General features: G+C 49.3%; 19 protein-coding genes and 2 pseudogenes. 12 read left to right on the forward strand and 9 right to left on the reverse strand.

Features of this window, described 5'->3' with window-relative positions; genetic code table 11:
• Nucleotides 1–17 precede the first annotated feature (17 nt).
• The 5 genes from Q7F15_RS00360 to Q7F15_RS00380 all read right to left on the reverse strand — a co-directional run bounded on the left by Q7F15_RS00360 (nucleotide 18) and on the right by Q7F15_RS00380 (nucleotide 4536).
• Nucleotides 18–830, reverse strand: coding sequence for a MetQ/NlpA family ABC transporter substrate-binding protein (locus Q7F15_RS00360; RefSeq protein ID WP_143864030.1), 813 nt, complete (start codon nucleotides 828–830; stop codon nucleotides 18–20).
• 63 nt (nucleotides 831–893) lie between these two features.
• Nucleotides 894–1655: a class II aldolase/adducin family protein gene (locus tag Q7F15_RS00365; RefSeq protein ID WP_304414863.1), complete on the reverse strand. Its 762-nt coding sequence runs from the start codon at nucleotides 1653–1655 to the stop codon at nucleotides 894–896.
• Between the two features lie 42 nt (nucleotides 1656–1697).
• A complete protein-coding gene (locus Q7F15_RS00370) occupies nucleotides 1698–2972 on the reverse strand; it encodes a nickel pincer cofactor-dependent isomerase, group 22 (RefSeq protein ID WP_304414864.1) in 1275 nt (424 codons plus the stop codon).
• Nucleotides 2973–3062: 90 nt separating this feature from the next.
• Complete coding sequence (locus Q7F15_RS00375) at nucleotides 3063–4238, reverse strand: UxaA family hydrolase (protein ID WP_304414865.1); 1176 nt, start codon at nucleotides 4236–4238, stop codon at nucleotides 3063–3065.
• Nucleotides 4225–4536, reverse strand: a complete 312-nt coding sequence (locus Q7F15_RS00380; protein ID WP_035296410.1) for a UxaA family hydrolase — start codon at nucleotides 4534–4536, stop codon at nucleotides 4225–4227. Before Q7F15_RS00380 ends, Q7F15_RS00375 begins: the two co-directional genes overlap by 14 nt.
• A 344-nt stretch (nucleotides 4537–4880) precedes the next feature.
• Here Q7F15_RS00380 and Q7F15_RS00385 point away from each other — a divergent pair.
• Nucleotides 4881–5980: pseudogene (locus Q7F15_RS00385) on the forward strand (IS256 family transposase).
• An 890-nt stretch (nucleotides 5981–6870) separates the two neighbouring features.
• Here the strand turns inward: Q7F15_RS00385 and Q7F15_RS00390 are convergent.
• Nucleotides 6871–8142 carry a helix-turn-helix transcriptional regulator gene (locus tag Q7F15_RS00390; RefSeq protein WP_304414866.1) on the reverse strand — a complete coding sequence of 424 codons (1272 nt, stop codon included), beginning with the start codon at nucleotides 8140–8142 and terminating at the stop codon, nucleotides 6871–6873.
• Nucleotides 8143–8351: 209 nt separating this feature from the next.
• Between Q7F15_RS00390 and Q7F15_RS00395 the strand changes: the two genes are divergently transcribed.
• The 9 genes and pseudogenes from Q7F15_RS00395 (at nucleotide 8352) to Q7F15_RS00430 (ending at nucleotide 15956) form a co-directional block, all read left to right on the forward strand.
• A complete protein-coding gene (locus Q7F15_RS00395; RefSeq protein ID WP_304414867.1) occupies nucleotides 8352–9002 on the forward strand; it encodes a hypothetical protein in 651 nt (216 codons plus the stop codon).
• Nucleotides 9003–9015: 13 nt separating this feature from the next.
• Nucleotides 9016–9747: a hypothetical protein gene (locus Q7F15_RS00400; protein WP_304414868.1), complete on the forward strand. Its 732-nt coding sequence runs from the start codon at nucleotides 9016–9018 to the stop codon at nucleotides 9745–9747.
• A 260-nt stretch (nucleotides 9748–10007) separates the two neighbouring features.
• Nucleotides 10008–10091: a thioredoxin domain-containing protein gene (locus tag Q7F15_RS00405; protein WP_083989854.1), complete on the forward strand. Its 84-nt coding sequence runs from the start codon at nucleotides 10008–10010 to the stop codon at nucleotides 10089–10091.
• A 407-nt stretch (nucleotides 10092–10498) separates the two neighbouring features.
• Nucleotides 10499–10750: pseudogene (locus Q7F15_RS20515) on the forward strand (PCYCGC motif-containing (lipo)protein); the annotation flags it as partial.
• A 30-nt stretch (nucleotides 10751–10780) separates the two neighbouring features.
• Nucleotides 10781–11275, forward strand: coding sequence for a hypothetical protein (locus Q7F15_RS00410; RefSeq protein ID WP_304414869.1), 495 nt, complete (start codon nucleotides 10781–10783; stop codon nucleotides 11273–11275).
• 361 nt (nucleotides 11276–11636) lie between these two features.
• Nucleotides 11637–12539: a sigma-E factor regulatory protein RseB domain-containing protein gene (locus Q7F15_RS00415; RefSeq protein WP_304414870.1), complete on the forward strand. Its 903-nt coding sequence runs from the start codon at nucleotides 11637–11639 to the stop codon at nucleotides 12537–12539.
• A gap of 511 nt (nucleotides 12540–13050) precedes the next feature.
• Nucleotides 13051–14085 (forward strand): FecCD family ABC transporter permease, encoded by a 1035-nt coding sequence (locus tag Q7F15_RS00420; protein ID WP_304414871.1) that lies wholly within the window; start codon nucleotides 13051–13053, stop codon nucleotides 14083–14085.
• 5 nt (nucleotides 14086–14090) lie between these two features.
• Nucleotides 14091–15110: a FecCD family ABC transporter permease gene (locus tag Q7F15_RS00425; RefSeq protein ID WP_414625781.1), complete on the forward strand. Its 1020-nt coding sequence runs from the start codon at nucleotides 14091–14093 to the stop codon at nucleotides 15108–15110.
• A 21-nt stretch (nucleotides 15111–15131) separates the two neighbouring features.
• Nucleotides 15132–15956, forward strand: a complete 825-nt coding sequence (locus tag Q7F15_RS00430) for an ABC transporter ATP-binding protein (RefSeq protein ID WP_044897668.1) — start codon at nucleotides 15132–15134, stop codon at nucleotides 15954–15956.
• A gap of 167 nt (nucleotides 15957–16123) precedes the next feature.
• Here Q7F15_RS00430 and Q7F15_RS00435 read toward each other — a convergent pair whose 3' ends face one another.
• Together Q7F15_RS00435 and Q7F15_RS00440 are read right to left on the reverse strand one after the other, a co-directional pair.
• A complete protein-coding gene (locus Q7F15_RS00435) occupies nucleotides 16124–17101 on the reverse strand; it encodes an ABC transporter substrate-binding protein (RefSeq protein ID WP_304414872.1) in 978 nt (325 codons plus the stop codon).
• A gap of 14 nt (nucleotides 17102–17115) precedes the next feature.
• Nucleotides 17116–17700, reverse strand: coding sequence for a nitroreductase family protein (locus Q7F15_RS00440; RefSeq protein ID WP_035290211.1), 585 nt, complete (start codon nucleotides 17698–17700; stop codon nucleotides 17116–17118).
• Nucleotides 17701–18183: 483 nt separating this feature from the next.
• On the opposite strand from Q7F15_RS00440, the gene Q7F15_RS00445 reads away from it, so the two are divergent.
• A complete protein-coding gene (locus tag Q7F15_RS00445; protein WP_304414873.1) occupies nucleotides 18184–19935 on the forward strand; it encodes an ABC transporter ATP-binding protein in 1752 nt (583 codons plus the stop codon).
• Nucleotides 19936–19948: 13 nt separating this feature from the next.
• On the forward strand, nucleotides 19949–22057 hold the full coding sequence (locus tag Q7F15_RS00450) for an ABC transporter ATP-binding protein (RefSeq protein ID WP_304415552.1): 2109 nt from the start codon (nucleotides 19949–19951) through the stop codon (nucleotides 22055–22057).
• Between the two features lie 42 nt (nucleotides 22058–22099).
• Here the strand turns inward: Q7F15_RS00450 and Q7F15_RS00455 are convergent, their stop codons facing one another.
• A complete protein-coding gene (locus tag Q7F15_RS00455) occupies nucleotides 22100–22279 on the reverse strand; it encodes a small acid-soluble spore protein H (RefSeq protein WP_171563961.1) in 180 nt (59 codons plus the stop codon).
• Between the last annotated feature and the right edge of the window lie 56 nt (nucleotides 22280–22335).

Below are 22335 nucleotides of genomic sequence, written 5' to 3' on the forward strand. Positions count from 1 at the left end.
CTGTCACACCCTGCGTGTTACCAGGAAGTGATAATCACGCCGTCATAGGTTTCCTCGATGAACTTCTTCACTTCGTCGGAACGGTACAATTCCACCAGCTTGTGATAGAGCGGATTGTCCTTGTCCTTCTCATTCGTCGCAATATAGTTGACGTATCGGGACGAATTCTCCATGAAGATGGCATCCCGTTTCGGTTTGTACCCTTCCTTCAAGGCGAAATTGGAGTTAACGGTCGACGCGTCAAGGCTGTTCAGTGTACGCGCCAGCAGCGCCGCATCCAGCAGCTTGAACTGGAAGTTTTTGGGATTTTCCGCTATATCCGCCGGCGTCGCCTTGTCCACATCCACGCCCGGTTTTAATTTGATCAGACCGGCCTGCTCGTACACATGAAGGGCGCGCGACATGTTCACCGGGTCGTTTTGCAGACCGAGCGTGGCTCCTTCGGGAAGATCTTCGAGCTTTTTGTATTTTTTCGAGTAAATGCCCATCAGGAAGGTGACCGTTTTTCCAATCGGGACAATCTTCGTGTTATGATCCTTGTTGTATTGGTCCATAAACGGAATCGTCTGATAGCTGTTGACGTCGAGCTGTCCCGACGTAAGCGCCCGGTTTGGCGTGATATAGTCATTAAAGACAACCGTCTCCACATGAATTCCCTGTTTGGCGGCCAACTCTTTTACTTTGTTAATGATTTCTTCATGCGGCCCTGCGGTTACGCCCACCTTGATGGTCGTCTCTTGTCCCTGCGATGCTTCCTGCTTTCCGCCGCAGCCCACAAGCGAGGCCAGCAGAACGGCAGCCAGGATAATCCCCGACACCTTTTTCTTCATGTCTCCCTCTCCTCTCCGATCCGATGCCTTGCTGTTTCTTCTCTGCTTCGTTTCACGAACAGGTTATTCCAGCAAATCCGGTTGTTCTTTCACGATGCTGTTCCAGTACGGTTGAAAGCTGAACCAGCCGATATCTTCACTGCCGATTTGATTTCGCGTAAGCTGTGCGATGTGGCTGGGAATGAGAACGGGTTTGCCTGCCGCCTCGGCCAACAATTGAACCTTGCACGAACGATCCATCGTGATAAACCACCACGCGGCGGAATCCACCGTTTTCCCGACGGTCAGCAGGCCGTGATTTTGCAGGATAATCGCTTTCTTGTTGCCCAGGGCTTTCGCAATTTTTTCTCCATCGCTTTTTTCCAGCACTTCTCCGGTATAGCTGTTAAAGATGGCGTGATCGTTGTAAAAATAGCAGGAATCTTGCGTAATCGGATCGAGCAGTCGCCCTAGTGTCGACCACGCTTCGCCGTAAATCGTGTGGGCGTGAGCAGCGGCAACGACATCCGGTCTGGCGGCATGAACGGCCGAATGAATGGCAAACGCCGCCTGGTTCAGAACGCCTTTCCCTTCGATGATCTCCCCTTTGTGATTCACGAGGAGCAAATCCGACACTTTTATCGAGTTGAAGTGCAGTCCCATGGGGTTTACCCAGAAATGATCCGGATATTCCGGGTCACGGGCGGTAATGTGCCCGGATACGCCATAGTCATAGCCCATCTGGGCAAATACGCGAAACGCTCCCGCAAGCCGCTCTTTCCGATAGCGGCGTTCTTCTTCCACCGATGTAAAGACAGGGGCTCCCGGTCGTTTAAAATGGTCCATGTTCGATCCACTCTCCTTCATGATTTCTATGGAAATGAATGATTACCAGGTGAGATTCCCGTTTTCATCAAAGGTAAACGGGCGCCGTTCGTTGGTGATCGTGAAACGGGGATCATGCTTCAACGATTCGGCTATGTTTGCCGAGACCCAAAATTCTGAGAGATGAAGCGTGTCCTGAATACGCACCACACGCGCCTGGTCCGGTGGGGTTAACGTCGCTGCCTTTAACCCTACCGCCAGCAGTTCCTTGTCATTCTCGAGAATCATGGGGATTTTGCAGCTGTCAAACACCCCGGCTGTAATGACGTTGGCGTAGGTCACCTGCAAATCGATTTTTTCAAAGCATCGCCTGGTCGTTACATCCGCCATGCCAATGCCCGATGCGTTGCCATGCGTCTCCTTGGTCAAATCAAGAACCGCAATCCGTTTGATCTGCGGGACGTCCTCAAACGCCACACCCGCCGGTGAGCGTCCGGTGACATTGGGATCCATCCCTTCTCCGCTGATGTCTTTTCCGATCTGATCCACGATCAACAGGTCGATCGGGTCGATATTGATCTTTGCCAGCAGTTGTTTGGCGCGCATGAGAAGTTTGGGCTCTTCGGTGGCAATCCGTTCCTTGGGGACAATGTGAACACTTTCCACTTCATCGTAGCTGTTTTCAATGATGGATACCGCGAAGCCCACAGGGGCATGGTCTGCGATAAACTGCCCGATTTTCGGAATGAGCGTGGCAAACGCCGGAAAGCCCGCCTTATGGATCGTGGCTGCCCCTTTATGCTTACCCAGACCAATCGCCAGCATTTTATAAATGCCGCTTTCGACACGTCCCTTAAAATCGGTATGCGGCTTCACCCGACAGATGGGGATGATCAGATCGCTCTCATAGGCCGGCCTGCTTATATAAACAGGAACGTCATCGACAACCCCCAATTCCAGCGTTTCCATGGAGGCTTCAATGGGAATGCCCATGGTCTCCTCCGTAATCCCGTAATGACGGAGGACACCTTTCTGCCCCTCCGGTGTCGCGCCGCCGTGACTGCCCATGGAGGGAACGATAAACGGTTTCGCTCCCATTTCACGCAGAATGTCGACGACAGTGCGCACGATGAAATCCAGGTGGCGGATCCCTCTGCTGCCTACTGCCAGTGCGATGTTCATATCCGGTTTGATCATGCGTTTGATGGCCGGATCGCAGATGCGATCCCGGAGAATTTGTCTGATTTCCGCCTGATCGATCCGGGTCGAATCAAAATGCTGATGCACTTTCACCATGATCGGACTGTCAAAATCCAATCCGCCTTCCAAAATGGCCATGGTCATCAACTTCCCTACCGTATTTGTTGGTGCTGTTCAGAAAATGTGCGAGTAAACTACGAAACATGTCTCTGCAGCGATAACCGGCATTTAGAAGGTTGAACCGATACGCCAAATGCCAAAGTCGTCCTGCCCGAGAATTTCCGCCTTGGTCATCTTGCCTGAGGCGACCTGATAGATCTCTTGCATAATGCGCTCGCCGACCTGTTCGATCGATTCCAGGCCTTCGATAATGGTTCCCGCGTTGAGGTCCACGTTATCCCGCATGGTTTCATACAGGCGGGTATTGGTCGAAATTTTAATAACCGGCGCAATCGGCGACCCTGTCGGAGTTCCGCGACCGCTCGTAAAGAGGACAATCTGTGCTCCGCCGGCGACCATGCCTGTGAGCTGCTCAATGTCCTGACCGGGCGTATCCATCCACACGAGACCTTTGCGGGTCGGAGTCTCCGCGTAATTGACCAGCTCCTGCAGCGGTCGGCTGCCAGCCTTGCTCGCAGCGCCGAGCGACTTTTCTTCCAAGGTGCTGAGACCGCCTTTGATATTGCCGGGGCTCGGATTTCCCTTGCGAATATCCACCCCCATTTTGATCGCCCGGTTTTCCATTGCGTTTATCACTTCATATACGCGCTTGGCTACCTGATCATTCACTGCCCGTTCGGCGAGCAGGTGCTCCGCCCCGATCAACTCTGTCGTTTCGGCGATGATGGCCGTTCCGCCCAAATCGACGATCCGGTCGCTGACATAGCCAACAGCGGGATTGGCGGAAAGCCCCGAGCAGGCATCCGATCCGCCGCACTCTGTCCCCACGATCAATTCGCTCATCGGACAGGGTTCCCGAAGCTGCGCCGACGCATCCTGCACCATCTGCGTAGCGATCTTCGCACCTTGCGCGATCGCCATCAAGGTGCCGCCGTGATCCTGAATGGACACCACTTCAACAGGTTTGCCGGTCTTCGCAATCTCCTCGGCGACGCTGCGTGCCTGATGCGTCTCGCATCCGAGTCCCAACACGACGACGCCATACACATTGGGGTTTGCCCCCATGCCCACATAGGTCCGAAAGGTTTGCTCGTAGTCGGCACCCAACTGTGCACACCCATGCTGATGGATGAACGTAACCGTTCCCCTGACGAGATCGGTAATGCGCTTTGCGGCCTGCGTCGCACACGTAATGGTCGGAAGAATCAATACGTGATTGCGTATGCCAACCCGTCCGTCTGAACGGCGATACCCCCAAAAGTGATCCGGATTACTTGATGCCACGTAAATCCCCCCTGGCTCTTTTGCCTTCGATATTGTGGACATGTACATGTTCGCCTGGCGAAATATCGCGTGTGGCAATGCCAATCACTTCTCCGTATTTGCGAACGTCGCTGTCCTTGGCGATGGGAACGACCGCAAACTTATGGCCAAAATCAATGGGGTCGTTCAGCGTAACGGAAAACGTCCGCCCCTGGCAGGTGACGCTCACGACAGAGCCTGCCGGAATGGGCTCAAGGGCAACCGCGACGTGGTCGTGCGGGTTCAACATGACGGTTTTGTAGGGCTGCGTTTGGCTCATGATCGTTCCCCCTTTCTGGCTGTACTTGCATGCCCGTCTTTCGCTCTTGGGAGGGTCCACACACCATCTTGCTTGTTGAGATGGATTCCAAGCGCTCAGTTTTCATGTATTTTCACAATTTTAAAAACTACTAATCGAATTTATCATACCTAATTACTCGGAATTTATCAATGTATGTTCGAGCTTCATATGTAGGATGAGTTCATGTGATTGAACGGGTTGGAAAAAAGTTGAGCCCATATAATTGTGTAAAAACGGAGTCTCTTTAAAATAAGAGAGCCATTTCAAAAACCCTTGGTTAGAATGAAGTTTGCGGACACCATTCTAAGAGAGGAGTTTTTGTTATGGCTCAACACCAGATTACTGTAGATTCACAACTTTTGCAGCAACTTTTCTCGGAAATTCGCAGGATTCGGAGGTGGCCAGCTGTTGGAATCGGTATTGAATCAGGTATTGCAGGCCCAGGCTGCGGAACAGCTGTCTGCGGAACCGTACGAACGTACAGATGAACGTCAAGGATATCGAAACGGTACAGATCCTCATCTACTGATCACGCGGGTGGGAACAATCACCAAGTTTCGCAAATCACGGAGGAACTGTGCGGAACCGGAGTTCCCTAAGTCTACTGTTTCCGATCTGTGTAAACGCCTGGATCCGATTGTAACGGCTTGGAACAACCGAAAACTACGAGAGAGATTCTATCTATTTCTCATTGTAGATGCCCTTGTTTTAAAGGTGCGTGAAGAGGGGCGTGTACGCTCTCGTGGCGTGATGTTGGCCTACGGGGTGAAAAGGAAGGCTACCGAGAAGTCCTTGGACTGATGTATGGAGATAGTGAAACAGAGACCAGTTGGAGCGAGTTTTTTAGCTGGCTGAAAGAGCGAGGCTTACGAGGCGTAGAACTGATTGTGTCCGATCAACATGGTGGGCTCGTACGAGCTATTCGTACCCATTTTCAAGGGGTGACGTGGCAACGGTGTCAGACTCATTTTATGCGAAATATCCTCGATGCCACGCCCAAGCAGCTGCAGGAGGAATTGTATCCCCGTGTTCGTTCGATTTTGGAAGCCCCTGATCTTGAGACGGCCCGGTTATTGTTGCAACAAACAGTGGAAATATACGAGGCCAAAGCTGCAAAGGCGATTTCCGTTTTGTAGAATGGTTTTGATGATGCCACAGCTGTTCTTCTGCTCTCTGAAAAGTACCGTAAACGACTTCGGACAACAAATGGCATGGAGCGACTCAACGAAGAAATTCGCCGACGAGAACGTGTCATTCGCATATTTCTAACCGTGAATCGGTTATTCGCCTGATCGGAGCTTTGCTTATGGAGATAGACGAAAAATGGGCAAGCGGTAAGAAGTATTTCGATATGGAAGAGTATTTGGAATGGCGAGAAACGCAGGCAACAAAAGCGGTGTCTAAAGTGACGCGCATTGGCTAATTTATTTCTCTAACCGAGGGAAATTTACACACAAATATGGACTTGATCCAAAAATATCGCTCCGTATCAGGAAACACTAAGTAACAAACCTACTATATAAAAGTATGCGATTTAAATGAACGAGGCTATCCTTCAGGTGGGGCAAACGTGGAGCTGGCGTTATTGGATTTCCGGGGTCATTAAGGAACTGGTTCTGGATGATCTGGACTTTGGCGTATACGCATTGTGCTGTATTATCGGTTGCAGCATGCTAATCCGACTCACAAGGATTATTTTCACGCACAGTCGATCGTCAAATCTGATTATCCCTCGTTCAATATGATAGACGCAGCCTTGTCCATGCTAATGGTGAATCGCTAGCTTACTCTGGAATCTTCAGTGTAAATCCATTGGGTGGTCGTAAAGGAAGTAAGGCAATCTTCTCTCTCGATGGAATCCCACCGATTTGCTGAAAAGGATTAAACGAATTCACGAAATGGGGGATAAAATTCCGCTTCACAATATGGACGCTTGTAAGCTAATCGAGGAGGAGTATGATATCTGCTCCTGGCATTCCGTGTTATAGATTATCCAAGAGAACATCTAACTGGTTATGATCATCTTTATCGTAATAACAGCGATAAAGCAGCTTACCTTTTTTGACATAGGATGGATCAAGAAAAATGGCCGTATGAGGTCGCCAATCTCGCTAGGAGTGCTACCTATGCGGTTTTTTCTTTGGGGAATCATTGATACATCTTTACCTTCTATTATGAAATGCTATTGGTTGATTATCTTCACAGTATTAGGAATTGGGTCTGGTTTTGGATCAGGATAATCTTCTGCAAACACTATAGAGGGAAAGAGGCTGCTAACAAGTAAGAAACAAGTTAGGCTAAGGACTAGTCTTTTCATAAATCAATCACAACTCCTGTCATTTTTTTTAGTGAATCGTAGGCTAATTCCATGAAGAAATTTGCTTTTTTATAAATAAATTTTCTTGCATACATCTTAGATAGCATTTCAGCATATTTATTAAGATGATAATAGTCGCTTACTTCAATTAAATAGGGAATAGCTTCATTCTCCAAATAATTTCCGAATTCTTCTGAATCATTTTGAGATAATATTGTAAAGTAGAGAGTAGTAAATTTAATTTTATATAAGCAGAGGTTAAGTTTTTGAGAAATGCCTAATCCTTCTTGGCACCAATGTAAGGCGGAATTTAAATCTCCCACGGTGTTATATTCTTTAGAAAGGAAGTAAATAGTATTAACTAGCCTCGTCTTATTCTCATCAGTTACACGTAAAGAAATACTTTCATGAAAAAAAGACAAAGCTTTCTCATGATTTTGGAGTATCGATTGAAGGTAGCCCATGTTATGTAAAATGATTGCTTCTAGGTGTTGACTACCATAAGTCTTTGCCACTTTTAATGCACTGGTAAGATAAGACTCTGCATCTTGGAAATTTTTAAGTCTAATACTATTTATGCCCAACAAAATCTTACAATCAGTGCTTCTTAGATAGTTAGAGTCTTGATCAAAAATCACAAGGGCTTTCTTTGCATAACTTATACTATGGAATATTTGGTACATTCTAGTCATAGTAAGAGCAATATGATAGTACAATTCTGGGCGAATAATATTATATTGTTCACCGATTTTTTCTGATTTCTTTAGATAATCTAGAGACAATTGAAAATCGTTGAGATAGTAATAATATAGTCCAACAAACTGATGGTACTCATAACTTTGCTCACTGGAAAATAAATTAGAATACTGAATAAGCTGATCCAGTTCTTGTTTTGCGAGATTTAATTTTTTCTCGAAGAGATAATGAGCAAAATTATATAATGAAAACCTCTTGTAGTATTCGAGATTTTTATACTCTGGATTTACCCCCTTTAATTTGCTACGTTTTTCATCCGCTCTTTCCATCTCTCTAGACAGTAAGTTAGTGTGCCACTCCTTAAACGTGTTTTCGATGATTGTGTTTTCCTCAATCACATGATTTAAGGAAATATTTAATCTTCTACAGAGAAGATCTAGAATTGTTTCAGTGGCTTCAATCTGATTATTTTCAATTTTACTCAGATAAGAAATCGAACAGATGCCTTTGGAAAGGGTCTCCTGTGTGATTTTACCTTTTCTTCGGTAATAAGAAATTATTTCCCCAATCATATCAATTTTCCTCTTCTAAAATTTGATAAAACTCCCCTTTTTCCTACATATTATTATATACAAATATGATCATTTTTCTCAATACAAACCTTAATTGAAAAATGTTAACATTTTCTTGTAACTAGTCCTTTAATTAAACGAAATGGGGGAGTAAATGAATTAGGCATTAAGGATACCCATTAAAAATATGTAAATTTAGGAGGGGTAAAATGCTTAAGAAAAAGTTTTATCTGATCACCATGTGTCTTCTCTTCGTCATGTTATTTCAAGGGGGAGCTTCTGCATCTCATCCTTATGATCCGAAGCGACATATTGAAAGCACTCACTATAACTCAGTCGATGAATATTTTTGCATACAAGAGGCTGTATCCAGTATTGACATTGCCGACGCTTACGATCGATTTAAGGAAGTCTTGTATTCCAGAAACTATGATGGTCTTGGCAATGATCGTATCTACTTTCTTAAGGCGGGGAGTGGAGACAAAAATTGTTCCGAACTTTCTTCATCTGAATTAGAGGACGTAAAGATCAGATATTATATTAAAGACGATACTTCCAGTAACTGTGGATCATCTTCTTACTCTTGCGTTGCTAGGGCAGGTAGTGTATTTGTCGATGGACATTATCATTACGACTACGGTATGGTTTACCTAAGAACCAAAGACTACACCAGCGACCATACAATTAATCATGAAACGGGTCATATCCTTGGATTAATTGACGGCGGTCCTAATGCACCTTATCCTTCCTCTTGCGGACAAAGTATTATGCACTCCAAAGCATATGGCTGCTCTACAAACTATGCAAATCCAACAGCAGATGATTTAGAATCCATTGAAAACGAAATTACTGGAGATTAAGGGAGGGATTTTTTTGAAATTTAAAAAAAGCGCAGTTTATTTCGGGATTGTAGCAACGGTAATAATGGGTGGTATCTTCAGTATAACAAGCAATATGTCTGTAATAGCACATGGTGATGAACACCATAGTCTCTTTACAAATGACGTTTTGGGGACAAGCAATAGGGACGTCGTTACTATCTGCGTAGAAAATAAGACCTCCGAAAAGTCAAATGGTATTTCCACTGAAAAACTATCAAAGAAAATAGAAAAACAACTTGAAAAAATTGAATCAGATGACAAGCGCTTCAAAGCTGCTGGTTATAGTGACGTACAAATAGAAGTAAAAGAAGGGTGCTCATTTGATCCTTTCCTGCTTGAAGATGATGTAGTCCATCCTATTTACGCTGCTGGAGATCAGGCACGCGTTGTTGAAACACCAAGTACTGAAAACCTTGGTATATTTGTTGTAGATGAGGAAATTATTGAAAAGAACTTTAAAGGAGCATACAGCAGATGGTCTCCTGAAGAGTTTGCGTGTGAAGGTCATGAATGCAATGAAGTAACAAAGGGCCTTTACTTCTCGCCTAAGGAGGCTAAAGAATTCATCAAAGATCTGTCAAAAGACCCTACTCTCTACAAAGAACTGCTGCATGGGTTAAGTCTCGAACCGGTTGCACCTCCAGTTGATGAGGAACAACAAGAAAAGGATCGCAAAAAGAAAGAGCAGGATGTTATTGAAATAAAAGAAAAACGTAAAAATTAATACATGATATAGGGGCGAAGTTATTCGCCCCTATTATTGATAAAGGGGGATATTCAGAAAATGAAAAAGAATTTCCTTTTTGTCCTTGGAATTTTTATTTTGATGTTGATTATGATTAATATGTCGGTATCCTCATCAACGATCTATGGTAAGGAAGCGTCTAAACTTCATCCAGAAACACGAAAGCAACTTAATGATCCAAATTACCAGAGAATCGTTTTACCTGAAGAACTTGAAAACGAAATAGAGAGTAAAAAAGGATATTCGTTTATTTTTTTTCCCCAACTTGTGGTCATTGTAAAAGGACAACACCTGTTATTGGTAAAATAAATAATGAAATGTAAATTGATATGAAGCAGTACAATTTACTTGAATTCAAAGATGGCTGAAAATACAATATTACAGCAACACCTACAATCGTTTACTTTGAAGATGGAAAGGAAATAGCCAAATTAGTAGGTGGAATAACCAGAATAACCCCAACGGGTTCCACACGCGGAATAATGAACAGGCATTTAAAGAATTCTTAACCAAATACACAAAGTAATTAAACATGAAAGTTACTACAACAGCAAAGCGAATTGTTGGGAACATTTTGGTGTACGTTAGCATATTATTAGTTTCTGGATGTCAGTCACCAGGATATGACCAAGCAGTAACTTCACAAGGGATTCATTTAACGGAAGAGAATGAAGTTCCTTCGTTCTTAAATCAATATAACGAATCTGTAAAATAATTATATGAAGCTGTAAGGTCATATCAAGAACTATTAAAGAAAGTCCCGTGCTATTGTGGATGCATTGATGAGGAGCTTAAGTCTCATGAGTCCCATCAGTCTCATGAATCGCTTTACCATTGCTTTAATCAAAAACAAGAATCAGACAAGATCTACTGGACCGATCATGGAGCTAACTGTGGAATAAGTCTACAAGAATTGGAGGATGTAACTAAAAAAAGACTTTTATTAATGAATCATACAAATTTTGAATATAGAATCAGGTAGTCTAATAATAGCGGATATAAGGGGGAAAATATGAGGAAATTCATTTGTGGCATGTTACTATTATCTATTTGTATGTTAACTGCATGCAGCAAAGGAACTGTTAACGGAACAGGAGATAAAACTGAGCAAAATACATTAAGTTCAAGTATTCAAGAGTCTGTACTAAACTTAATCTCCTCTATAGATATTTCAATAAAAACGATGACAAAAGGTACCAAGTCTAACGAGGTTGTTGTTTTTGCGAACTTTCCATCTAGGGAGATGGATCTTGAGAGAAAATTGACAGCTTTACGTATTGTTAATCAAGTTATCAGAGATAATCCTTCTGTTACTACTATTACTTTATGGGATGATGAAATTTCAGCAAAAGAGTTTGCTGAAGATGGTGCGCAAGATGTAGAATGGGAAGGATTTAACCACCGTGTAGCATTCGCAAACAAAGATGAACGTGGAACAAGGGTCTTTTACGCTATAGGAAGAGATGATTTTGAAGATATTTCATTTGGTATGGCTCCAGTTGAGTAAAAAATACTGCTTTTTATGATATGACAAGAAAAAGAAAAAATAGTAAAATTTGAACATAGCATTTGTATTCGCAGTATCTTTTCAGGCAATCCTGCCAGTCTGCCGAACGTATTCGGTTAACAAGAATCGACCAGTTGGTCGCATGAAGGGTTATTCCGCCATGCTTCTAGCTGGTCGTTTTGTTGTGACCGGAGAAATGTTGAAGGAGGGGAGGGAAAAAAACAGATAATCATGAAATCATTAAGTTGGAAAGATTTGGAGGTCACAGCATGGAAAAGAAAGATAAAGTTAAGGATGTTTGAAGATAAGTCTAATGAAGTTTGGAAGAACTCCTTTATTAATGTAGAGGAGGTTAAGTAGTATGAAAAAATCAGTCTATTTTTTGGGCGTGCTAATGATCATCTGTTACGGCTGTACAAATATAACTGTTCAAGACAATACGGGAGAAAACGCTATACAATCGAACACACCAGATTCGCACCAAGTGGAACACGCAACGAAAACGAAAGAACAACCCGCCGTCTATGAACCTCCGACGAAACAGGAAAACTACGATCATCTGACACAAACAGAAGTGCTCACGAAACTCCTGAATACCGTGGACAACTTTGATACGGCAGTGGGAAAGTTTGAACTCCTGCGAAACGGATATACCACGCTGGTTGAATATAAGATTGCGCCGACAAGCGGCTACAGTAAAAGTACGCATGTTGATAAAAATTCCGGGAAATCGCGCATTCAACATATCTACTATCAGGACGGCAGCGTTTGGCTTGTGGATGAGGAAAGGAAAGCAACCCGACGGATGAGGTACAATGCCGATCGTCATGCGGGAACACTTGAGCCGAAGCAGGCTTTTGGCAAGGATTCGCTGGGAAACAACGTGACCCGTTACCGTGAACGTCCACCAATCGGTGCTGCGCAGACTTCGTTGTTTCCTTATGAAATTGCATCCAACTTTACAAGGGATTTGGACAAATGGGAAATTGAAAAACAAGATGAACAACTGCTGGACCATAATACCATCGTATTGAAAGGAATTCTGAATGAGGCTGCATCCAGAAAACAAGGTGCAAGCACGTTTCGTTTCTGGGTTGATAAAGATTCCGGGATTCTTGTGCAGTTTGAACTATACAATGCAAAGGGTGAAGTTGTCGACTACCTCCACCCCATTGAACTCAATGTGAATGTCCCGATTGATCGAAAAGAACTGGAATCGAATGTAGAGAGCTTGTTACAAAAATACCCCGTTGAAAACGAATAGACAAACTGCTTCGTTTCCCGACAACGCCTTGCCATTGAAACCGAATGCGCAGCTCTTCCTTTATTACTCAGAGGGGGTACCAGGGAATGCGACTGCAAAACAAGGCCGTCATTCATTTTACGATCATATCATAATGTGACAGCCGAGATCGGGTTTGCCCTGTTTCGAACGGATGAAGGTACCTATGTATACAAAACGTCGGATGGAGGGTTCACCTGGGAGCTGATTCCCTCACGAATAACGGAATCGTGAGACGATGGCGGATGGATTTGCCATTCGTGCGGATCGCAATGTCCGCGTATGGCAAAAAGCGAAATCCCCCCAGCAGTACGTTGACTGCACACGTGCGAGATCCCCTCAAGGGGGTCTCGCTGTTTTGTTTGCGGGGAGAAAGGTTCTAGCAAGAAACGGCTAGATTATTGACAGGTGCAAATGAAAACCATTATCATTAACCTGTCTAACGTAGCAGTGACAATCATGATTACTGAATGAATGGAAGTGGGTTGCACAAATGTCAGCAGCGTCCAAACCAAAAACTCACATGCAAACCCGGCCCGTCCTTGCTTTGTTCATTCTCCTCGGCGGGTTGATACTGCTTGCGCTTGGTTTGACCCTTTCGATTTCAGTCGGTGCAGCCGACATTCACCTGCTGACGGTATGGGAAGCGGTCTTTCATTTTCAGCCGGATTTGACACAGCACCAAATCATTCAAGAATTGCGATTGCCTCGGGCGCTGTGCGGAGCGATGGTTGGCGCCGGTTTTGCCGTGGCGGGAGCGATCATGCAGGGGATGACCCGCAACCCGTTGGCAGACCCCGGCCTTCTCGGTGTGAATGCCGGTTCGGGCTTTGCGTTGGCGCTTTGTTTTGCGTTGTGGCCCGGCCTGCCTTTTCCGTACGTCATCCTGTTCTCCTTCCTCGGCGCCGGGCTGGGGGCGGGGCTGGTGTATGGAATCGGTTCATTGGCCAAAGGAGGATTGACTACGGTCAGGCTGGCATTGGCTGGCGCAGCCGTTAGCGCCCTGCTCGTGGCACTTAGCGAGGGCGTGGCGATCTACTACCAGGTGGGGCAGGAGCTGGCCTTCTGGTACGCAGGTGGCGTTGCGGGAACCACGTGGCTTCACATCAGGATCATGTTCCCGTGGATTGTGGCTGGGTTGATCGCGGCGCTGATGCTTTCCCGTTCCATCACGGTGCTTAGTCTGGGAGAAGAAATGGCCGCCGGTTTGGGACAGCGAACGGGTCGTGTCAAGCTCGCCGGTGCCGTGATCGTTCTGATCCTGGCGGGGGCGGCGGTGTCAACTGTCGGCATGATCGGCTTTATCGGATTGGTCATCCCTCATGTGGCACGTTTTTTGGTAGGCGTAGACTACCGGTGGATCATTCCGTGCTCCGCGGTGCTGGGCAGTTTGCTCATGGTGTTTGCCGATATCGGAGCGAGAATGATCAATCCGCCTTACGAAACGCCGGTAGGCGCCCTGATTTCCCTGATCGGCGTGCCCTTTTTCCTCTACCTTGCCCGTAGGGAAAGGAGGGAATTGGGATGAAATCCATGCAGGCAGGAACCATGGAACACCGGCGAAAAATCCGCGCAGCCCAGGTCATGGCTGTGCTGGGCGCATTGATTCTCGCGGCGTTTCTTATCAGCATGAATACGGGTTTTATCAAACTTTCGCCGTGGGATGTCATGAAGACGCTGGTGGGCGCAGGCACCGAGAAACAGGAGCTTGTCTTGTTTGACTTTCGGCTTCCTCGTATCGTTCTTTCCGTCCTGGTGGGAGCGGGGTTGGCTGTCTCCGGGGCGATATTGCAAGGCGTTTCCCGGAATGCACTGGCTGATCCGGGCTTGTTGGGAATCAGCGCAGGGGCAGGCCTCGCGGTGATCCTGTTTATTTCCTTTTATCCGATGACGGAAGGCGCTCCTGTTTACCTGCTGCCGTTATGTGCGTTTGCAGGCGCTTCCCTGACCGCCGCCGTCATTTACTCCCTGGCCTTCCGAAAAGGACAGGGCGTTGCGCCGACACGGCTCATTCTGGTGGGGATTGCGGTTTCCGCGGGCATTAGCGCCGCCATGATCGTCCTCACGATCAAACTGAATCCCGAAAAATTCCAATTTGTTTCCGTTTGGCTGGCCGGCAGCATCTGGGGAGCGAACTGGCACTTTGTCATGGCTTTGCTGCCCTGGCTCATGATCCTGCTTCCCTATGTCATGGTGAAGGCACGGGTATTGGATATTCTTCGCTTGGGAGAACCGCTCGCGATTGGCCTCGGAACTTCCACGGAACGGGAACGGATCAGACTGCTTGCCGCAGCGGTTGGTTTAGCGGGCGCAAGTGTGGCGGTTGGAGGTGGCATCGGCTTTGTCGGTCTCATTGGGCCTCATCTGGCGAGGCGGCTGGTCGGTCCCCATCACCAGTATCTGATCCCCGCTTCCGCACTGGCGGGAGGGCTGCTCCTGATCGTTGCGGACACACTGGCCCGCTGGATCCTGCAGCCTTCGGAGATTCCCGTCGGCATTGTCGTGGCCATTATTGGCGCACCGTACTTCATCTATTTGCTGATGAAGACCTGATGAATGGAGGCGTAAGTATTTATGGGACGTCTGTACGCAAAGCAGGTAGATATCGCCTATGGTGATCGCATCATTGTGGAACAGTTGAATCTGACCATTCCTACGGGGAAAATCACGGCTCTTGTCGGTGCCAACGGTTCCGGGAAGTCTACGATTCTCAAGACGCTGGCGCGGATTATGAAGCCGAAAGACGGGGCCGTTTTCCTGGACGGGAAAGCCATTCACAGCCAGTCGACCAAGGAAGTAGCGAAGCAGCTTGCCATTTTGCCGCAAAATCCAACGGCCCCCGACGGGCTTACTGTCTCCGAGCTGGTCGGCTACGGGCGGTTTCCTCACCAGAGAGGATTCGGTTCGTTGACGCAGGAGGACAAGCGAATCATTCAGTGGGCGATTGAGGTCACAGGCATCGTGGAATTTCGTGACCGCCCGGTTGAACAACTGTCCGGTGGGCAGCGGCAGCGGGCATGGATCGCCATGGCGCTGGCCCAGCAAACCGATTTCTTGTTTCTCGATGAGCCCACGACGTTCCTGGACATGGCTCACCAACTGGAAGTTCTCGAACTGCTGCACAAGCTGAATCAAGAGGAACAGCGCACGATTGTCATGGTGGTTCATGACCTGAACCATGCGGCGCGTTACGCCCAGCACATGATCGCGATCAAAAAGGGCAAGGTCGTTTGCGAAGGCGCTCCCGATCAGGTGATGACGCATGACGTGCTGCGTGAAGTATTCGGGATTGAAGCGGATATTGTTGCCGACCCCCGAACGGGGGTGCCGCTGTGCCTGCCGTATGGGTTGGCGCATGCATCGGTTGAACGAGCGCATTCGCATGAAAAAGGGGCATGACCCCGATGCCATCAAACGAACACGGTACATTCGACGGAAAAAGGTTGGATGTACCGTGTTTTTCTTATAGGAAAGGGCATGCGTTCCTCGCCAGGGAAAGCGTAAGGCACAGAAAAACCCTTCCACGCGTTCGGTGGAAGGGCACAAGGCACAATATGCAAAGGCTGTTACTTGGTTAGTTTTTCAACCGCTTCATCGATGATCAGGTTGTTGGCAATCGGGCCGAATCCTTGGAACCACAAGTCGTAATCAACCGGATACACCTGGTTTTTTTGAACAGCCGTGAGTTTGTTCCAGAGAGGCGTTTTTTGGATCTCCGCCAGTTTTTCAGGACTTTCCGTCAACAGAAAAATGTGATCGGGATTGATTTCCGGCAGGACCTCCAGGGACAGCGGTTGGAAGGTTGCGCTGTTATCCGGGAAATGCGCAGGTTTATGTAACCCCAGGTCATTGTACAGCACATCGAAGTTTTTCGCGCCGTAATAACGAAGCTCCTTGGCCGTTACACGCAAGAACATAACGGTTTCATTGCCGATCGCTTTGGCGATTTTTTCCCGTGCGTCTTTGGCTTTCTGCTCATAGGCTGCAATGACTTGTTTGGCCTCGTCTTCTTTTCCTACGATTTCAGCCGTCTTGATGAACGTTTGCCGCCAATCCTTCACGCCGTCTTTGGTTTCAGCGGGCTTGATGATGACGGTTGGCGCAATTTTGGACAACTGTTCGTAGACTTTGGCAAAAGCATCGCTAGCCACGATCAAGTCGGGCTGGGCATCCACGACCGCTTCCAGATTCGTAGAATTGACCAGCCAGCCCAAATTGACGGTGTTGGTCATGCGATCCTTCAAATACCAGGAAAACTCTTTACTTTTCGGTCCGCCGCTAACGGCCGCGTAGGGTGTTTCGTTCACGGACAGAAGAAAATCGATCATCGAAGGAAACAGGACTGCAATTTTTTCAGGTTTGGCCTTGATCACCGTTTCTCCCATCTCATGCTGGATGGTTCGGGATTCTTCCTGGGCTGGCGCTTTCGGTTCGGTTGTCGCAGCGGGGGCTGCTGTCTCCGAAACGCCGCTGCAGGCCGTCAGGAGAATGATGAGCGCGCAAAGAAGCAGGGCAATCCATGGTTGACGTGAATAAAGCAACATTAGGGTCCTCCGTGTTATGGCTTCAGATTTTCAAACAGGGTGAGTTTCTCTTCAGCGGGCGTACGCGGTTTTGGTTCCGGAATCTGTTCGCTGTCGAAAAATCCCAGATGCAGAAACCCGACGATTTTCTCTCCGGGTTTTACACCCAGCAGTTGGCGAACCTTGGGGTCCCAGTTGTGGTTGTTGGTTTTCCACACGACGCCAAGTTTCCGTTCCCATGCCAGCAGCTGAAAGTTCTGGATCATGGCGGCTGATGCCGCAAAGTCTTCTTCCCATTGTTTCGGTCGAGGATCTTCCGACATGATGACAATCAAAAAGGCGGAAGCCTGCGCGTGAAAATAGGTGCGCATCTTGTCCTGCTGATCGTTCGGAAAGGCCTGAAGAAGATACTCGATGAAGCGTTCCTTTTCGTCTGTGGACACGAACAGAAAACGCCAAGGCTGCCTCAACCCGTGAGTGGGGGCCCAGACGGCGTCATTGAGAAGATCGATGATCAGTTCCTTGGTAACAGGCTCATTCGTAAAGGAACGTATCGTTCGTCTTTCACGAATGATTTTGGCTATGGAAGTTGGTTCTTCCGCTCGCACGTGCTTCACCATTCCGCCACCACCTTTCATTGATAATGAAAATCATTATTACGAATCCATTATAATGGGGTTCATGCCAAGAAACAAGCAAGAAATGATAGGGGTTCTCGCATTCGCCTCAACTGCCGGGGCAGTGAACAGTGACGATGGCCGGTCACGGGAACACGGGAAAATCAATTGACAGATTCATCCATTCGTGATACCGTACCAGTATACGCAAAGGATGAAATTTTCTGGAAAGGGGGCTGTCTGTCATGATCAGGATTTGGATTCCGTTTGATGCCGGTCGCAACTCCATATCCCATGACGTGACCTCCCTCCTGACGCGAAGAGCAGTACGGTGCACACGAGCCCTTTTCGCTGCGTAAGCGTAAGCAGGCGCAGGTCACGCACCCTCGTGGCATGCGCTTTTCCTACGTTGACTCGCTGTGACAAAGCACACCGCTTCCGAGTGGTGTGCTTTTTTGTCTGGAAATGAATGAGGAGGGGAACAACATGCTGTCGGTCATACGAAAGCTCGGATGGTTTTTCAGGCAGGAGTGGAAACGGTATACGCTGGCCGTGTCGCTGCTCATTTTTGTCGGCATCCTGGAGGTGATGCCGCCGATGATGGTGGGCCGCTCGATTGACGCCATTCAGCACGGTACGCTGACGTGGGCAGGGATGACGCAGACGCTGCTCTTGCTGGTCGGCATCGCGGTGGTCGTGTACCTCATCACCTACGTGTGGATGTATCAGTTGTTTGGAGGGGCGTTCGTGGTGGAGCGGCTGATGCGGTCCCGGCTGATGCGCCATTTTCTCAAGATGAGCCCGCCCTTTTTTGAACGGAACCGCACGGGTGACCTGATGGCGCGGGCGACGAACGACCTGCAGGCGATTTCGCAAACGGCCGGGTTTGGGATTTTGACGTTCATTGACTCCACGGTTTGGATGGCGACGCTCCTGGTGACGATGATTGCGTTTGTCTCCTGGAAGCTGACGCTGGCGGCCATTTTGCCGCTGCCGATCATGGCGGTCCTGATCCGTTTTTACGGGAAATGGATGCATGCGCGGTTTACGGCGGCGCAGGACGCGTTCGGGGAGATGAATGACGGAGTGCTGGAGACGATCTCGGGCATTCGCGTGATCCGGGCCTACGTGCAGGAGCGGGCGGCGGAGAAGCATTTTGCCGACGTGACCCGGGACGTGCTGGAGAAGAATCTGGCCGTCGCCAGGATCGACTCCCTGTTCGAGCCCACGATCAAGATGTTTGTCGGGGCCAGTTACCTGATCGGGCTTGGGTACGGGGCCTCCCTGGTCTTTCACAACGAATTGACGATCGGCGGGCTGGTGTCCTTCAACGTGTACCTGGGCATGCTGATTTGGCCGATGTTCGCGATCGGCGAGATGATCAACGTGATGCAGCGGGGCAATGCCTCTCTGGACCGGGTCAATGAAACGCTCGGCTGTCCGCCTGACGTTCCCGAACCTGAGGAGACAATCGCGGTGGAACGTCCCGAGCGGATCGCATTCAAACACGTGACGTTTCGCTATCCGACGTCTGCCGTCAACAATTTGGAGGACGTGACCTTTACCCTGGAAAAAGGGCAGACGCTGGGGCTGGTGGGACGCACCGGCAGCGGCAAAACGACGCTCGTCAAGCAATTGCTGCGGGAATATCCGCCGGGAGAAGGGGCCGTCACCATCTCCGGCATCCCGATCGACCGGATCGACATGGACCGGCTGAAATCGTGGTACGGGTATGTGCCGCAGGAGCAGTTTCTGTTCTCAAGAACGGTGAGGAACAATATTGTATTTGGCAATGGCGGCGCGACAGCGGAGCAGTTGGACGACGCGATCGCGGCATCGGCCTTCCAAAAGGATTTGGCTTACCTCCCGCACGGGTTGGAAACGCTTGTCGGGGAAAAAGGCGTCGCGCTCTCGGGCGGACAGAAACAGCGGGTATCCATCGCGCGGGCGCTGATTGCCGATCCGCCCATTCTCATCCTGGACGATGCGATGTCGGCGGTGGACGCGCGGACGGAAGCGGAGATCATCGCCAACATCCGCCGGGCGCGTGCCGGCAAAACGACGATCATCACGGCGCACCGGCTCTCCGCCGTTCAACACGCCGATCTTATCCTGGTGCTCGACGAGGGACGGATTGTGGAGCGGGGCACGCACGAACAGCTTATGGAACAAGGCGGCTGGTACAAGGAACAGTTTGAACGCCAGCAAGTGGAAGCAAAACTGACCGGGAGCGGGTGAAACAAACGTGAGTATGGAGAAGGAACAGTTCGATTTGGAGATGGACCGGACCGCCGGCAGTCTGGACAAAACAGGCAGGCGGCTGATGCGATACGCACTGCATTTCAAAACCTCGCTGATCCTGGCGCTGCTCATGCTGGCCGTCGCCGTGGGCACGGACCTGGCCGGGCCGCTCATCGCCAAGCGGATGATCGATGTGCACATTTCCGGCATCGAGCAGCCCTGGTATGAGACGAAGGCGGAAGGGCCGTATGCGGTCGCGTACGGCGAAACGCTGTACAAACGGGCGGACCGCTTTGCCGCCGACGAGCCGCGCGGTGCGGAGGTCAGGGTGCTGCAGGTGAACCGGGATTACTATTTTGTCGAAAGCCCGCTTGCTTTTGACGGCGATCGATCCATCACGGAAAACGGGCGCTTGATGATCACAAAAGGGGAGCAGACGAAAACCTATGAAGCGCGCAGGCTGACTGCCGGGGAGATGTTCATGTTTTTCCGCCCGGAGATGAACGGGCTGCTTCACCTCTGCCAGATCTATTTCGGGTTGGTCGTCTTGTCAGCGCTGTTCAGCTACGGTCAGCGGTACCTGCTGCAGGCCACGGCCAACCGCATCATCCGCAAAATGCGGACGGACGTGTTTGCTCACATTCACCGGCTGCCGATCCGCTATTTTGACAATCTGCCGGCGGGGAAGGTCGTGTCGCGGATCACCAACGACACCGAGTCAATACGAGAGCTGTACGTGTCGGTATTGGCCAACTTTTTCACCGGTTCAATTTACATGATCGGGGTGTTTGCCGCGCTTTTCGTGCTGGATGTCCGGTTGGCGGCAATCTGCCTGTTCATCGTGCCCGTGCTGGCGGTGTGGATGTACGTCTACCGGCTGTTCGCCAAGCGGTACAACCGTGTCATTCGCTCCACCCTCAGCGAAATCAACGCCATGATCAACGAATCGATCCAGGGCATTGCGGTGATTAAGGCGTTTCGCCGGGAAAAACAGACAGAGCGGGAGTTTGAGGAGCACAATACCCGCCACTTCACGTACCGCAGCAAGCTGCTCAGCTTAAACGCCCTGACCGGCCACAATCTAGTCGGGTTGATTCGGACGATCGCCTTTGTGGCGCTGATCTGGTATTTTGGCGGCGTCTCCATCTCCGGAGTGGAGGGAGCGATCTCGCTTGGCGTGCTGTATGCGTTTGTCGATTATCTGAACCGGCTGTTTCAGCCGATTGTCGGCATTGTGAATCAGCTGCCCAACCTGGAGACCGCGCTTGTCTCCGCAGAGCGGGTATTCGTCTTGCTGGATGAGAAGGGCGAAGATGTCTCGGACGACAGGATGGAGCGGTTCAAGGGGAAAGTGACCTTCGAGGACGTCTGGTTTGCCTACAAGGATGACGAGTACGTGCTCAAGGGCATTTCATTTGAGGCGATGCCGGGACAGACGGTGGCGCTGGTCGGACATACGGGGTCCGGGAAAAGCTCCATCCTGAACCTGCTTTTTCGTTTTTACGACGCTAGCCGCGGACGCATTGCCATCGACGATCGGGACATTTGCGAGATACCCCGTCAGACCCTGCGGGAGCACATGGGTATCGTACTGCAGGACCCGTTCCTGTTTACGGGAACGATCGCGTCCAACGTGTCGCTTGGTGATCCTGCCATCTCCCGGGAGCGGGTGGAACAGGTGCTGAGCGAGATTGGAGCGGATCGCCTGCTCAAGCATTTGCCCAACGGCATCGACGAGCCCGTGGTGGAAAAAGGCAGCACCCTGTCGGCGGGACAGCGGCAGCTCATCTCGTTTGCCCGCGCGCTTGCATTTGATCCCGCCATCCTGATCCTGGACGAAGCCACCTCCAACATCGACACGGAGACAGAAGCGATTATTCAAGAGGCGCTGGACGTGGTGAAACAGGGGCGGACGACGTTTATCATCGCCCATCGGCTGTCGACGATCAAACATGCCGATCTGATTCTCGTCCTGGACCGGGGCGAAATCGTGGAGCGGGGAGACCACGAGACGCTGATGAAGCTGGGCGGCCGCTATTATCACATGTATCAGCTGCAGCAGGGAGAGCGGGTGTCATTGGGCGAGAAGACAGGGACACTGTCTCCGGGCACAGTGTAAAAAAACCTCCTTTATCAGGAGGTTTCTTGATCGTTTCTTGTCTTAGTGCTCGATCAGGCTATCCAACGGCACTGTCCGTTCTTTCTCCGGCTCACCCAGGGGATAGATGCGGGCCGTTTCGTTTTGCTCATCGACATGTTGGATGTAGACGGGAATGCCGTCGCAGGTCACGTTTGCCATGACGGGGGAAGCGGCAATTTCTTTTGCCCGTTGTACGTTCATCGTTTGCCCTCCTTGTCATTGTTTCCAGTGATATTGTGTGCTCGCGAAGTTATCCA

The organism is Brevibacillus aydinogluensis, assembly GCF_961514395.1.
Lineage (GTDB): Bacteria > Bacillota > Bacilli > Brevibacillales > Brevibacillaceae > Brevibacillus > Brevibacillus aydinogluensis.